General features: G+C 72.5%; 15 protein-coding genes. 11 read left to right on the top strand and 4 right to left on the bottom strand.

All coding sequences use genetic code 11. The features are described from left to right. Positions 1 to 2 precede the first annotated feature (2 nt). Together KBX00_RS27995 and KBX00_RS27990 are read right to left on the bottom strand one after the other, a co-directional pair. Complete coding sequence (locus KBX00_RS27995; protein WP_307869098.1) at positions 3 to 800, bottom strand: ATP-binding protein; 798 nt, start codon at positions 798 to 800, stop codon at positions 3 to 5. A gap of 16 nt (positions 801 to 816) precedes the next feature. Further along, positions 817 to 1,800 carry a glucosyl-3-phosphoglycerate synthase gene (locus KBX00_RS27990; protein WP_307869101.1) on the bottom strand — a complete coding sequence of 328 codons (984 nt, stop codon included), beginning with the start codon at positions 1,798 to 1,800 and terminating at the stop codon, positions 817 to 819. Between the two features lie 318 nt (positions 1,801 to 2,118). On the opposite strand from KBX00_RS27990, the gene secA2 reads away from it, so the two are divergent. From secA2 to KBX00_RS27970, 4 genes are all read left to right on the top strand, one after another. Further along, positions 2,119 to 4,413: an accessory Sec system translocase SecA2 gene (gene secA2 / locus KBX00_RS27985; protein WP_210831051.1), complete on the top strand. Its 2,295-nt coding sequence runs from the start codon at positions 2,119 to 2,121 to the stop codon at positions 4,411 to 4,413. A gap of 192 nt (positions 4,414 to 4,605) precedes the next feature. Beyond that, entirely contained in the window at positions 4,606 to 5,346 is a 741-nt protein-coding gene (locus KBX00_RS27980; RefSeq protein WP_210831050.1) for a GAF and ANTAR domain-containing protein, read from the top strand. A gap of 79 nt (positions 5,347 to 5,425) precedes the next feature. Beyond that, positions 5,426 to 5,926, top strand: coding sequence for a DUF2231 domain-containing protein (locus tag KBX00_RS27975; RefSeq protein ID WP_210831049.1), 501 nt, complete (start codon positions 5,426 to 5,428; stop codon positions 5,924 to 5,926). Positions 5,927 to 6,038: 112 nt separating this feature from the next. Next, the gene (locus tag KBX00_RS27970; RefSeq protein WP_210831048.1) at positions 6,039 to 6,794 is read left to right on the top strand and encodes a class I SAM-dependent methyltransferase; all 756 of its coding nucleotides are present in this window, start codon (positions 6,039 to 6,041) and stop codon (positions 6,792 to 6,794) included. A gap of 4 nt (positions 6,795 to 6,798) precedes the next feature. Here KBX00_RS27970 and KBX00_RS27965 read toward each other — a convergent pair whose 3' ends face one another. After that, positions 6,799 to 7,191: an ankyrin repeat domain-containing protein gene (locus tag KBX00_RS27965; RefSeq protein ID WP_210831047.1), complete on the bottom strand. Its 393-nt coding sequence runs from the start codon at positions 7,189 to 7,191 to the stop codon at positions 6,799 to 6,801. A 383-nt stretch (positions 7,192 to 7,574) separates the two neighbouring features. On the opposite strand from KBX00_RS27965, the gene KBX00_RS27960 reads away from it, so the two are divergent. From KBX00_RS27960 to KBX00_RS27940, 5 genes are all read left to right on the top strand, one after another. After that, entirely contained in the window at positions 7,575 to 8,186 is a 612-nt protein-coding gene (locus KBX00_RS27960; RefSeq protein WP_210831046.1) for a winged helix-turn-helix domain-containing protein, read from the top strand. Between the two features lie 53 nt (positions 8,187 to 8,239). Then, a complete protein-coding gene (locus KBX00_RS27955; protein WP_210831045.1) occupies positions 8,240 to 8,881 on the top strand; it encodes a uridine kinase in 642 nt (213 codons plus the stop codon). Between the two features lie 122 nt (positions 8,882 to 9,003). Further along, entirely contained in the window at positions 9,004 to 9,402 is a 399-nt protein-coding gene (locus KBX00_RS27950; protein WP_093402778.1) for a TraR/DksA C4-type zinc finger protein, read from the top strand. Between the two features lie 45 nt (positions 9,403 to 9,447). Beyond that, positions 9,448 to 10,323, top strand: a complete 876-nt coding sequence (locus KBX00_RS27945) for a DUF72 domain-containing protein (protein WP_210831044.1) — start codon at positions 9,448 to 9,450, stop codon at positions 10,321 to 10,323. A 668-nt stretch (positions 10,324 to 10,991) separates the two neighbouring features. Beyond that, the gene (locus KBX00_RS27940) at positions 10,992 to 11,420 is read left to right on the top strand and encodes a DUF2267 domain-containing protein (protein WP_210831043.1); all 429 of its coding nucleotides are present in this window, start codon (positions 10,992 to 10,994) and stop codon (positions 11,418 to 11,420) included. 72 nt (positions 11,421 to 11,492) lie between these two features. Here the strand turns inward: KBX00_RS27940 and KBX00_RS27935 are convergent, their stop codons facing one another. Beyond that, complete coding sequence (locus KBX00_RS27935) at positions 11,493 to 12,230, bottom strand: PIG-L deacetylase family protein (protein WP_301548757.1); 738 nt, start codon at positions 12,228 to 12,230, stop codon at positions 11,493 to 11,495. A 200-nt stretch (positions 12,231 to 12,430) separates the two neighbouring features. Between KBX00_RS27935 and KBX00_RS27930 the strand changes: the two genes are divergently transcribed. Both KBX00_RS27930 and KBX00_RS27925 read left to right on the top strand, forming a co-directional pair. Continuing rightward, entirely contained in the window at positions 12,431 to 12,673 is a 243-nt protein-coding gene (locus KBX00_RS27930; RefSeq protein WP_093402782.1) for a hypothetical protein, read from the top strand. Between the two features lie 9 nt (positions 12,674 to 12,682). Then, positions 12,683 to 13,990 (top strand): cupin domain-containing protein, encoded by a 1,308-nt coding sequence (locus KBX00_RS27925; RefSeq protein WP_210831041.1) that lies wholly within the window; start codon positions 12,683 to 12,685, stop codon positions 13,988 to 13,990. Positions 13,991 to 14,008: the final 18 nt, after the last annotated feature.

The raw sequence follows: 14,008 nt of genomic DNA, 5'->3' as shown, positions 1-14,008 counted from the left end.
GGTCAATTCGCCGGTAGTGTGGCCCACACGGCCTTTCCGTCGCCGGCCGGGGCACTACCCCAACGGTCGGCCAGCTCGCGTACCAGCAGCAGCCCGCGACCGCCCTCGTCGCGCTGCCCGGCCGGGCCGGGCCGGGCCGCCGCGCTGCTGCCGTCGACCACCGCCAGGTGCAGCCAGGGGCGCCGCAGGGTCACCGTGACCTGCATCGGGGTACCCGCGTGGCGGACCACGTTGCCGACCAGCTCGCTGAGCACCACCGAGGCCGGACCCACCGCCTCGGGCAGGTTCCACCGGGCACACGCGTCGGCCACCAGTTCCCGGGCCCGGCGGCAGGCCGCCGCCACCGGGTCCAGGCGTAGCCGGAGCCGGGTCACGGCGGTCGCACCCGCGAACCGGCTCGCCTCGTCGCAGTTGTCCCGCATCGGCACCACCCGGCAGGCGGTCGACCCGGCCAGCAGGGCGGCGGCGTCCGGGTGGGGCGCGCAGAGCACCAGCGGCACCGTCGGCCAGTCCGCGGCGTGCCGTGCCACGGCGGCGAAGACGGACACCGCCAGCTGTTCGCGCACGGACAGCTCGGCCAGGTCGACCACGAGCGCGTCGGGCTGCCGGGCCAGACACCTCTCCAGATGCGCGTACGCCTCGCGCATGGAGATCATGTCGAGGGTGCCGGCGAGCCGTACGACGGTGACCTGTGCTCCGTCGTGCACCTGGCAGGTGATCCGGCTCGCCATCTCCACCCTCGTCTCGGCGGTGTCGCAGAGCCTGGCAGGTACCCGGCCCTCCACCGGGTGAAACGCCACGGTGAGGCCGGACACCTCACGCCGCGGCGACCTGCCGTCGCGGCAGTTGGTGCTGCAGCTGCGCGAGCGGTGGTCGTTCCGCCACGGCGACGTCGTTGACCACGATCTCCCGGTCCAGGTTCGGCAGCGCGTCCGAACCACCCCGGCGGAACTGGGTCAGCAGGGCGGTGGGCAGCACCTCCGGGTTCGCCCAGCCCCGCTGCTGCAACCGGGACCAGGCGGTCAGCATGATCTGGGCGGACATCCGGCCCAGCGCGGCGGTGTCCTGGTGCCGGTGCTTGCGCTCGCCGAGATCCACCTGGGCCAGCGCGTCCAACCCGACGAGTTCGAGCAGGTCGATCAGCATGGCGGTCTCGACGCCGTAGCCGGAGACGAACGGCACCCGGGCCAGCACCTCCCGGCGGCCGGCGTACTCGCCGGCGAGGGGCTGCACGAACCCGGCCAGTTCCGGCCAGAACAGGTTCAGCATCGGCCGGGCCATCAGCTCCGTCACCCGGCCGCCGCCGTCCGCCTCGACACCGCTGGTGCTGACCAGGGGCCGGTGGTAGAAGCCCTTGACGAAGTCGACCGACGGGTCGGTCAGCAGCGGGCCGAGCAGCCCGGTGACGAAGTGCGGCCGAAACTCGCGCAGGTCGGCGTCGACGAAGGCCACCACATCGCCCTCCGCCGCGGCCAGGCCGGCCCAGAGCGCGTCGCCCTTGCCGGTCAGCCGGGGCAGCCCGCGGGTCATCGCGTCCTGGCTGACCACCTCGGCCCCGGCGGCGCGGGCCACCGCCGCGGTGCGGTCGGTGGACCGCGAGTCCACCACGATCAGCTCGTCGACCAGCGCGACCCGGTCCATCAGGTGCTCACGGATGGTCGCCACGATCGCCCCGACGGTGGCTTCCTCGTTGCGCGCCGGCAGCACCACGCTGACCCGGCTGTCACCCTTGGCCCGAAGGAGTCGTCGGGTCGGCCAGTCGGCCGCCGAGGTGGTCCGATAGGTGGCCCAGGCCTCCACCACCGGCGAGACCAGAGATTCGTCGTTTCGCACAGGCACCCCCTCGTCGGCGGGAAGACCGGGAGATGGATTTCCCAGCACCCCGCACGCTAACCGGATCGGTCTCCCAGCTTGATCACAAGCGTGCTCCGTCCACGTTCCCGGTCGATGAACCTTTGATTGCGCCTCGTCGCCATCCCGATTTCCGCGATCTTGCACTTCTGGTCGGCTTTATGCACCGGACGCCCCCTATGTCCAGACCGGAGGTGCAAGATCGCGGGGGATCGGGAGGGCGGGCGGGACGGTCAAGATCGGTTTGGTCGCGTACCGTTGCGGCTCATGGGTGTGTCGCAACGGTTGAAGACCAGGTTCCGTCGGTTCCTCCAGCGCCCGGGGACCACGGTCGATCTGGCCCCGCTGGAGAAGCTGCTGCCGGTCATCGAGGCCCGCGAGGAGGAGATCTCGGCGTTCGACGACGCCGAGCTCACCGAGGCGGCCGGCGCGGCGTCGAGCTACGAGGAGATCTGTGCGCTCGGCCGCGAGGCGGCCCGCCGGGGCATCGACCAGCGCCCGTATGATGTTCAGCTGCTCGGTGCGATGTCGCTGCTCTCCGGCAAGGTCGCCGAGATGGCCACCGGTGAGGGCAAGACGCTCACCGCGGCGATCGCCGCGTACGGGCACGTCCGGCTCGGCAACGGGCCGGTGCACGTGCTCACCGTCAACGACTACCTGGCCCGCCGCGACGCCCAGTGGATGGAGCCGATCTACACCCTGCTCGGCCTCACCGTCGGCTGGGTCAACGAGGCGTCCACCCCGATCGAGCGACGCGCCGCGTACGCCTGCGACGTCACCTACGTCTCGGTAAGCGAGGCCGGTTTCGACTTCCTTCGCGACCAGCTCGTCACCGACATCGAGGACCGGGTGCAGCGCCCGCTGCGTACCGCGATCGTCGACGAGGCCGACTCGATCCTGATCGACGAGGCCCGGGTGCCGATGGTCCTCGCCGGCTCGGTGCCCGGCGAGCAGGATCCGGTGCACGCCGCCGCCGCGCTCGTGCGCGGCCTGCGCAAGGGCCGGCACTTCACGGTGGCCGAGGACGGCCGCAGTGTCGCGTTCACCTCCGCCGGCCTGGCCGCCGTCGAGGCCAAGCTCGGCATCGACCTGTACGACGAGGAGAACGTCGAGCAGCTCTCCGCGGTCAACGTGGCGCTGCACGCGCACGCCCTGCTGCACCGGGACGTGGACTACATCGTCCGCGACGGCACGGTCGAGCTGATCGACGAGATGCGCGGCCGGGTCGCCCAGCGCCGCCGGTGGCCCGACGGGCTCCAGGCGGCGGTCGAGGCCAAGGAGGGGCTGGACGCCTCCGCCGAGGGCGAGGTGCTGGGCACCATCGCCGTGCAGGCGTACGTCGGGCTCTACCCGGTGGTCTGCGGCATGACCGCCACGGCGGTGCTCGTCGGCGACCAGTTGCGGGAGTTCTTCGGCCTGGAGGTCGCGGTGATCCCGCCGAACACCCCGTGCGTACGGATAGACGAGCCGGACCGCATCTACGCCACCCGGGCGGAGAAGGAGGAGGCGCTGATCGACGAGATCCGGCGCTGCCACGCCGACGGGCGCCCGGTGCTGGTCGGCACGCTTGACGTCAAGGAGTCCGAGCAGTTGGCGGCCGGGCTCAACGCCGCCGGGGTGCCCTGCGTGGTGCTCAACGCGAAGAACGACGACGAGGAGGCGGCGATCATCGCCGAGGCCGGCGCGTACGGCGCGGTCACCGTCTCCACCCAGATGGCCGGCCGGGGCGTCGACATCCGCCTCGGCGGCAGCGACCAGGCCGACCAGGAGCGGGTGGCCGAGCTGGGCGGCCTCTACGTGATCGGCAGTGGCCGGCACGACAGCCGCCGCGTCGACGACCAGCTGCGTGGCCGGGCCGGTCGCCAGGGCGACCCGGGCGGGTCGGTCTTCTTCGTCAGCCTGGAGGACGACCTGGTCGTCCGGCACGCTGGCGACACCGTGCCGCCGTCGCCCCGGATGAACGCCGACGGCCTGGTCACCGACGCGCAGGTGGACTACGCCGTCGAGCACGCCCAGCGGGTCGCGGAGGGGGTCAACCACGAGATCCACCGCAACACCTGGCGGTACAGCGTGGTCATCGAGCAGCAGCGCAAGGCCCTCGCCGAACGGCGGGAGCGGTTGCTGACCAGCGACGTCGCAGCCCTGATGCTGTTGGACAAGATGCCGGAGAAGGCCGGCGAGATGGACGAGGACCTGCTGGCCCAGGTGGCCCGGTCGATCGCCCTCTACCACCTCGACCGGCTGTGGGCCTCGCACCTGGCCGAGCTGTCGGAGGTCCGCGAGGGCGTGCACCTGCGCGCGCTGGGCCGGCTCGACCCGCTCGACGAGTTCCACCGGGCCGCGGTGCCGGCCTTCACCGAGCTGGTGCCGGCGATCGAGGCGCGGACCCTGGCTACCTTCGCCGAGACCGAGTTCGACGAGGACTGGGAGCCCGACGCCGCGGAACTGGTCCGGCCCAGCGCCACCTGGACCTACCTGGTGCACGACAACCCGTTCGGCTCCGAGCTGGACCGGCTGATCGCCTCGGTCGGGCGGCGGCTCAGCGGGGCTGGCGCCCGCTGACTCGTCCGGTCCGGCACCGCCCCTCCCGGCCGCGCCCGTACCCTGGGAGGGGCCCCGTTTTGCGCCGTTTCGACCGTTGTCGGCGCGGGTAGTAGGGCGGGTCGTGACGTCGAGGGGCGGCTCCAGCGCGGGAGCCCCGCCGAGGAGGAGACGGGTGACGAGGCTGACCGGGCGTACGGGAGCCACTGGCCGGTGAACCTGGAGACGCGCACCCCGGCGGCGGAGCCGCTCGGCGTGCTGGAGACGGCCGCCCTGCTGCGGGAGCTGACCGCCGGTCTGATCGCCGTGGACGACTTCGACACGGCGCTGTCCGCGCTGGTCCGGATCACCCGGGACGCCCTCGCCGGTGTCGCCTGGTGCGGCTTCACCGCCCTGCGGTCCGGCGAGCCGGCCGGCGTGGCCGCCTCCGAGGCTCGGCTGGGCGTGCTGGACGACCTGCGGTACGGTCCGGACAGCCCGGCGATGGAAGCGATCCGGCGTCGGGAGATGGTCGGCGCGGCGGATCTGGACGGCGAACCGCGCTGGCCGGACTGGACGCCCCAGGCCCGCGAACTGGGCGTACGCGGAGTCATCTCGGCACCCGTCGACATCGACGACCAGGTGATCGGCGCGGTGAACCTCTACGCCGCCGAACCCGAAGCGCTGACTCCCGGCCACCAGCTGACCGCGATGCTGCTTGCCGAACACGCCGGCCTGCTGCTGGCGGCGGTACGCGACCGGGAGCGGCGTGCCGCGCTGACCGCGCAGCAGGACCGTGCGCTGCTCGACGACGGCGTCATCGGCCAGGCGGTCGGCGTCATCATGACCCAGCGCGGCTGCCCGGCGCCGGACGCCCTGGACGTCCTGCGCGGCGCGGCGGCGTCGCTGTCGATCCCGCTCCGAGAGGTGGCGGAGCGGCTCGTCAGCACCGTCTCCCGGCCCCGGGACAACTGACCGGGGCGTGTCGTTTCGCCCGGGTGGTGCCCGGGTAGCACCCTGGACTGACGAACTGAGCCTAGCCAGGGGGACCAGGATGCAGAGCCGGCTGCGGGTGCAGGGACACCCGATCCAACCGATGCTTGTGACATTTCCGTACGGGCTCTTCGTCTGTGCCGTCATCTTCGACCTCGCCGACGTGGCCGGCGGCCCGGTCTTCCTCGGCGAGGTCGGCTACTGGACAGCGGTGGCCGCCCTGGTGACGGCGGCGTTGACCGCGGTGGCCGGGATGGTCGACCTGTGGGACGTGCCGCCGGACCGCACCCGCCACACGGCGATCAGCTTCAACGTCGTCAACGCCGGCATGGCCGGGCTGTTCCTCCTCTCCTGCCTGGTGCGGGCGGACGCGACGAACCGCGGGGCCACCCCGGCGCTGCTGGTCGTCGAGGTGCTCGGCCTCGCCGTCGGTGGGGTGGGCGTCCACCTCGGCGCGCGGCTGATGCGCCACTTCGACACCACCCGACCCGAGGCGACAAGCGTCGAGGTCGTACGCGGTGTGGACGCCCCGACGGTGGAGGTCGTTCGTCCCCGCCCGTAGGGCTCGGCTACCCGGCGCGGTGGGCCCGCTCGCGTCGGCGGCCGACGCTCGGGCGGAGCGGCCTCGGATAAAGGCGTTGCCGCGACGGTGCCGGCCGGACACGCTGGCAGCTGTGCCGCCACAGCCGAGCTTCGAGGATCTGATCGCCGAGGGGGCCGCCGCCCCGGTCGAGGGGTGGGCGTTCGACTGGCTCGCCGGGCGGGCCACCGAGGAGCGTCCACCATGGGGTTACGCGCGGCTGGTCGCGGCGCGGATGGCGAGCGTGGGTGCGGCGCTGGACATCGACACCGGCGGGGGAGAGGTGCTGGCCGAGGTGCCGCACCCGCCCCAGTTGCTGGTCGCGACCGAGGCGTGGCCGCCGAACGTGCCGGTGGCGCGGGCCAATCTGGCGCCACTCGGGGCGGGCGTGGTGGCGGTGGCCGGCGACGCGCCACTGCCGTTCCGGGCCGCCGCCTTCGACCTGGTGGTAAGCCGGCATCCGGTGCGCACCGACTGGCCCGAGGTGGCGCGGGTGCTGCGTCCGGGTGGTACGTTCCTGTCCCAGCAGATCGGACCGGGGACCGTTCGTGAACTCAGCGAGGCGATCCTCGGACCGTTGCCGCCGCCGGCGCACCGCCATCCGGAGCAGGCGGTGGCCGCCGCCCGGGCGGCCGGCCTGACCGTGGTCGACCTGCGCGAGGCGACGCTGCGGACGGTCTTCCACGACATCGGCGCGGTGGTCTGGTTCCTGCGCAAGGTGATCTGGACGGTGCCCGCCTTCACGGTGGCGGCGCACCGACCGGCGCTGCGGCGCCTGCACGAGCGGATCCGCGCCGAGGGCCCCTTCGTCGCGTACGCCCGCCGCTTCCTCATCGAGGCCAGAGCGTAGCCGGCTAGCCGGCGCGGAGCAGCGCGAGCATCTCGGGCAGGTCGAAGAACTCGGCGGTGGCCACCGCCGACGGGTTGCCACCCTCGGGGTCGGCGCCCGCGTCGAGCAGTGCGCGTACCGCCTCGCCGTTGCTGCGGAACACCGCCGCGGCGAGCGCCGTCTGGCCCCGATCGTTGGCACGCGAGTGGTCGGCGCCCCGGTCGAGCAGCGCGCGCACCGTCGCCGGGTGGGCGTGGTACGCCGCCAGGATCAGCAGGCTGTCACCCTTCTCGTTGGTCAGGTTGACCGGTAGCCCCGCGTCGACATACCCGGCGAGTTCCGGGGTCGCGCCGTCGCGCGCCAGGTCGAACATCCGGTGCGCGAATTCCAGGGTCTCGGCGTCGAGTTCGTCGCTCACCGGTACAGGTTAGTCGGCACCGTCGTACCGCTCGCGCCCACCGGCCGACCAGTGATCGTGACCGACCTCCGTCTCCCGGCCGCTGTCCCGTCCGCGTGACGGTGGTGGCGTGGGAGCGCGAACAGGCGACGTCGGGGCGGGTACGGACATCCCGCCCGGAAGGCCCCCGAACGGCATGGACCACCCCCGTATCAGGTCAACTTGGCGGCTCTGCTGTAATCATCTGGCCTCGTACGCAGAGCGAGCGGACGGCTCCGATGTGTCGGTCAATTGTCACATTCATGCAACGCAGCCGCCCCTTGACCCTCACATGGGCGCCGGGAAGCATCGATAGAGCGGCGTCCCGGGGCCGTGGGGAACACCCGGACCAGCCAAGGAGGACCATGTCGGTCAGCCCCGCTTCGTCGCGCGCCGGATGGCATACGTCCCAACCCGCGGTGCCCGGTCGACCTCCCGGCGGCCAGCGTCGACCCGTCAACACCGCCGCTCCGGTCCTGACAGTCACCCTGTCCATCCCCCTGACGTGCGAGGAGTCGCTGACCCCGGCCGCGCGTCGGTTGCTCGACGCGGCACGGGAGATGCTGGAGCGGGGGGAGGGGACCATCACCACCGTCGGCCCGGTGGTGCCGGAACGCCGCGCCGAGACCGTGCCGGCGGGCCGTACGCCGTCGCGGCAGCTCGCGCCGGCCATTCCCGCCCTGCACATCCTGGCTGCCTCCCGGTCGGTGCTGCGCGACGGCGAGCCGTTGCCGCTGACCCGGCTGGAGTTCGACCTGCTGCTGCACCTCGTCGCGAATCCCCGTCGGGTCTTCACCCGGCTCCAGCTGCTCAACGCCGTCTGGGGTTACGAGCACGCCGGCGTACGCACGGTCGACGTACACGTGCGCCGGCTCCGTGGCAAGGTCGGCGTGGACGTTCCGCTGGTCACCACCGTCTACGGCGTCGGCTACCGGCTGGCCGACGACGCTCGGGTCACCCTCGACCGCACCGGCTGACTCCGTCGGACCACCCTGGCCTCAGCGCGTCGACCACCGGGCACCATTGTCGGATGCGCGTGCGTCCCATCTCACCGCCGCTGCTGGTCGGCGAGCTGGCCGAGCGGCTGGCCGGCGCGGTGTCGACCGGCCGGCTGCGGGTCGCGGTGGACGGCGCACCGGCCGCCCGCCCCGACCACCTGGCCGACGCCCTGGTCGACCCACTGCGCACCCTCGGGCGCCCGGTGCTGCACGTGCGTACCGACGACTTTCTGCGCCCCGCGTCGCTGCGGCTGGAACGGGGGCGGACCAACCCGGATTCGTACTACGAGGGCTGGGTAGACGAGGCCGGCCTGCGGCGCGAGGTGCTGGACCCGGCGGGGCCGGACGGGTCCGGAAGGGTGCTGCCCTCGCTGTGGGACGCCCGAACGGACCGGGCCAGCCGGGCCGCGTACGTCGACCTGCCACCCGGCGGGGTGCTGCTGGTCAGCGGTGCGTTCCTGCTCGGCGGTGGGCTGGCCTTCGACGTCGTCGTGCACCTGGAGATGTCCGCCGCCGCGCTACGTCGGCGTACCGACTCCGAGCTGGCCTGGACCGTGCCCGCGTTCGACCGGTACGCCGCCGAGGTCGCCCCGGCCAGCTTCGCCGACGTGGTGGTCCGGGTCGACGACCCACGTCGTCCGGCGTTTGTGGAATCCGGCGACGGGCCGGTTTGAGTCGTCGACAACGAGGGTAAACGCGGGGCTCACAGCGCCCGGGTGCGATGACTTGGGCAGTTTGACCGGGTGTGGACCGACCCGCCCGCGGTGACGATAAGGCCCAGGAAAGGCAGGCAGCGATGCTCGTCCACGACACGGTCGGCACCGGCCGATCCCAGGCGGAGACCGACCAGATCCGGCTCTCCCTGCAGGCCCGCCACGACGAGCTGACCGAGGAGTACCAGCAGGCGGTGCAGCAGAGCCAGGTGCTGCGGCTGGTCGAGGTCGGCGACACCGCCGGAGACGACCAGGCCGACAGCGGCACCAAGACGGCCGAGCGGGACACCGCGCAGTCGCTGCTGCGGACCATCCTGGACCGTCGCGCCCAGTACGAACACGCCCTCGCCCGGCTCGCCGAGGGCACCTACGGCTTCTGCGAGGGGTGCACCGCGCCCATCCCGGTCGAGCGGCTGGAGATCTTCCCGTCGGCCACCACCTGCGTCACCTGCAAGCAGACGCGCGAGCGTCGGGCGGCCTGAACCGCAGCGGTTGCCGGCCGGTCCGGGACACGGTGGACTCCACCCATGGGTGAGATCAAGGTGGGCACCGCGTCCTGGACCGACCGGACCCTGCTGGACTCCGGCTGGTACCCGCAGACGGCCGACACACCGGAGAAACGGCTGGCCTACTACGCGCGCCAGTTCCCGGTGGTCGAGGTCGACGCCACCTACTACGCACCGCCGGCCGAGCGCACCGCCCGGCTGTGGGCCGAACGCACCCCGGCCGATTTCACCTTCAACGTGAAGGCGTTCAGCCTGCTCACCGGCCACCCCACCAAGGTCAGCGCGATCTACAAGGAGCTGCGGCCGGAGACCGACAAGCGCAACGTCTACCCCGACGACCTGCCGCCACAGGCGTACGAGGAGGTGTGGACCCGTTTCCTCAGCGCCCTCGACCCGCTGGTCGAGGCGGGCAAGCTCGGCGCGCTGCTGTTCCAGTTCCCGCCCTGGTTCACCATCCGACGGGACAACAAGCAGTATCTGCTGGAGGTGACCCGGCGGTGTGCGCCGCTGCGGCCGGTCTTCGAGTTCCGGCACGCTTCCTGGTTCGACGGTGACAACGCCACCGAGACTCTCGACTTCCTGCGTGAGCACCGGCTCGCGTACGTCAGCGTGGACATGCCGCAGGGGCACCGCTCGTCGATTCCGCCGGTGCTGGCCGCCACCGCGGACCTCGCGGTGGTGCGCTTCCACGGGCACAGCGACAAGTGGACCAGCAAGGACATCCACGAGAAGTTCGGCTACCACTACTCGGCGCGGGAGCTCAAGGACTGGGCACCCAGGCTCCGCGAACTGGCCGCCGAGACCGGACAGACACACGTACTGATGAACAACTGCTATCGCGACTTTGCTCAGGACAACGCCCGGCAACTCCAGACCCTGCTCGGCGAGACCGGCTGACGTCCGCGTCGTCGTGCCCGGCGGCCGTGCAGGGCCGAGGATGCGACCGCGGCGGACCGGTCCCGGCAGTGCCCGGCTGCTGCGTACGCGCAGCTGTGGCCACTATCCGTAGACCTCCCCTAGCCCTTCCGGTCTGCCACCCCGCTCCCTTTGCTCTGCTTCACCCCACGCAACAAACTACTCTCCGTGTCGATCTGGCCGGTGGGCCCCTCGGTGCCCCCAGCGCATCTCACCAGCTTGTGGGCCAGTGCGTGGAGTGAAGCAGAGCAAAGGGGCCGAACAGGGCAGTGGGGGATGACGCCGAGGCGATCACCGAGAGTTAAAGGTGGCGACGACGAATGCTGTCACGGAGGGTGGGCGAGTGATTCTCACCCGGGTGGGGTGAGGGCAGCTCACCTGGTCGCAACCGAGCATGGGGTCAAGCGGGCGACGCGCCGTTGCCGATCGTCCGCGCGGAAGCGACACCACGGAGGTGACCGCGATGACCGTTCGGGTCGTACCGCATCGGCGGCGAACCGGCGTCCTGCGCACCGTCGGAGCGTCCGAGCAGCCTCGACGGGTCGCCCGGGCCGGCCGCGACAGCCCGATCCGGTACCGGCGTGGCCCGGTGGGGCCGCCGCGACGTCACGACGACCGACGGTGGGAAACCGACCTACGGGGGTGGACAGATGGCTGAGCAGTTCCAGTCCGCGATCGAGTCCTCGATGGACAAGACCAACCTGATCCTCAAGGACATCGAGCAGGCGTACGGGTGGCCGAAGGAGCAGCGCAACCAGTCGTACGCCGCGTTGCGTACCGTGCTGCACCTGCTGCGCGACCGGATGCCGGTGCAGGAGAGCGTGGAGTTCTCCGCGCAACTGCCGGTCGTGGTGCGGGGCATCTACTTCGACGGCTGGCAACCGCAGGACGTGCCGATCAAGCTCAATCGGGACGACTTCCTGTACGAGGTCCGCCAGGGCTTCCCGTACGACGTGGCGGGCGGCCCGCAGCGGGTGGTCCAGGTGGTGCTGGACACCCTGCGCCGGCACATCACGCAGGGCGAGTGGGCGGACGTCAAGGCAACCATGCCCACCGACCTCGCCCGGATCATGCCCTGACCCGTGCCCGGCGCGACCTGCCGCGCCCATTGTGGGGTGGGTCGCCGCGTCCGGCTCACCGGGCCGGCGGCCCTACCCGAGGTCGAAGTGGAACACCTCGAAGGAGGTGCCGTAGCGGACCCCGAGCCGGGCGCCGACCGGCCGTGCGCCGCCCTCCAGGAACTCCTCGGCGTCGAAACTGCCGTCGCCCAGGCCGGTCAGGTACGCCTCGTGGGCCAGCAGCGAGGCGACTCCCCGGTCGAACGTGTCGGTGGTGTCCACCCCGTGCCGGGAACTCGGCGACGAGGCCGCCCACACCTGCCGTACCCGGCCCCACGGCTCGACGCCGTCGGTCAGCTGCTCCGGGAAGATCCACCGGTTGCCGGCGTCGCGGACCGCGTCCAGGGTGGCCTGGCCCACCGCGATGTGGTCGGCCTGGTTGAGCACGTCGGCGCCGTCCCAGGTGGCCCGGAAGTTGTTGGTGACGACGATCTCCGGGCGGTGCCGACGGACCACCGCGGCCAGTTCCCGGCGTAGCGGTACGCCGTACTCCAGCACCCCGTCGGGCAGGCCCAGGAACTCGACCGTGTCCACCCCCACCAGGGCGGCCGACTCCCGCTGCTCCTGCTCGCGGACCTCCCGGGCACGCGGCGGCGGCATGCCGTCGATGCCCGCCTCGCCGCTGGTGACCAGGCAGTAGACGACGTCCTTGCCCTGCCCGGTCCAGCGGGCGATGGCGGCGGCGGCACCGAACTCCAGGTCGTCGGGGTGGGCCACGATCGCCAGGGCACGTTGCCAGTCCTCGGTTACCGGCTCCAGTGGTTCGATCATCGGCACCTCCGTCGCAGTGTTCGACCAATCCTGCCACCGGAGCCGCCGGCCCGCCCGCGACGGCGAACCGGGCATGCCGGATGGTTCGGGCGATTACGGTGGGGCGAGGTGTGGTTAGAGAAGATCGGGAGCGGGGTACCACCCGCGGCAGGACGCACCCGACCAATGGCGGCGGGGGCGGGTCAATCCGAGGGAGCACGATGCCACTCAACGACGATGACATGCAGACGACCAGCGGCGGCGGGGCGGAGGGTCCGGCCGACGGCGGTGCCACTCCGGGTCAGCACGACGGCGGCGCGGACGGTAGTGCCGAGGGTCCGGCCGACGGCGGTGCCACCCCGGGTCAGCACGACGGCGGCGCGGACGGTAGTGCCGAGGGCCCGGCCGACGGCGGTGCGACCCCGGGCCAGCAGGACGGCGGCGCCGACGGCGCGGCCCGGTAACGGATCGCCATGACGCATCTCGACCCGCCGGGCGGCCACGGCCGCCCGGCGGCTCCGTCTCCGGCCGCAGATGCCTCCGACCTCGGCGAGCCCGCCGAGCGGACCACAGCCGCGTTGGCCCGCTGCGTCAGCGTGGAAGCGGCGAAGTTCGCCGCCGCCCACTGGGGGCGTACCCCGCTGCTGTCCCGCGCCGCCGACCTGCCCAACCCGGCCGGCTTCACCGACCTGCTCAGCCCGGCCGACGCCGACGAGCTACTCAGTCGGCGTGGTCTGCGTACCCCATTCCTGCGGGTGGCCAAGGACGGCCAGGTGCTGCCGGCGGCGCGGTACACCGGCGGCGGCGGTGCCGGCGCCGAGATCGACGACCAGGTCCTCGACGAGAAGATCCTCCAGCTGTACGCCGACGGCGCCACCCTGGTGCTGCAGGGCCTGCACCGCACCTGGCCCGCGTTGATCGACTTCACCCGGGACCTGAGCCTGGCCGTCAGCCAGCCGTTGCAGGTCAACGCCTACCTGACGCCACCGGACAGCCAGGGCTTCGCCACCCACTACGACACCCACGACGTCTTCGTGCTCCAGGTCGACGGCCGCAAGCACTGGCGGATCCATCCGCCGGTGCTGCCCGACCCGCTGGAGCGGCAAGCGTGGGGTGGCCGAGCCGACGAGGTCGCCGCGACCGCCCAGGGTCCGGCCGCGCTGGACGTGGTCCTGGAACCGGGTGACGCGCTCTACCTGCCGCGCGGCTGGCTGCACAGCGCCCAGGCGCAGGAGTCCAGCTCACTGCACCTGACCGTGGGCGTCCGGGCGTTGACCCGGTACGCGCTGGTCGAGGAGCTGCTCGCGCTGGCCGCCGAGGATCAGCGACTGCGGGCAACCCTGCCGTTCGGCACCGACGTGGCCGATCCGGACGCCATCGAACCGGAGCTGACCGAGACGGTCGAGGCGCTGCGGGACTGGCTGCGCCGGGCCGATCCGGCCCACGTGGCCGCCCGGCTGCGGCAGCGGGCCTGGCCGGCCTCGCGCCCGGCGCCGATCCGGCCGCTGGCCCAGGCCGCCGCGATCACCGCGCTGACCGCCGACAGCCGGGTCACCGCCCGTGCGGGCCTGCGGTGGCAGCTGGCCACCGAGGGCGACCGGGTGGCGCTGCGCCTGTTCGACCGGACGATCACCCTGCCCGCGCCGTGCGAGCCCGCCGTCCGTGCCCTGCTCGCCGGCCCGCCGATCCGCGTCGGCGACCTGCCCGACCTGGACACCGACGCCGACCGCCTCACCCTCACCCGCCGCCTCCTCCGCGAAGCCGCCCTCACCCCCGCCTAACCGTCCCCCCACCCGCCC

The organism is Micromonospora sp. C95 (assembly GCF_018070465.1).
Lineage (GTDB): Bacteria > Actinomycetota > Actinomycetes > Mycobacteriales > Micromonosporaceae > Micromonospora.
Note: the sequence above shows the minus strand (reverse complement) of the source record. Positions and strands in the feature narration are given on the sequence as shown.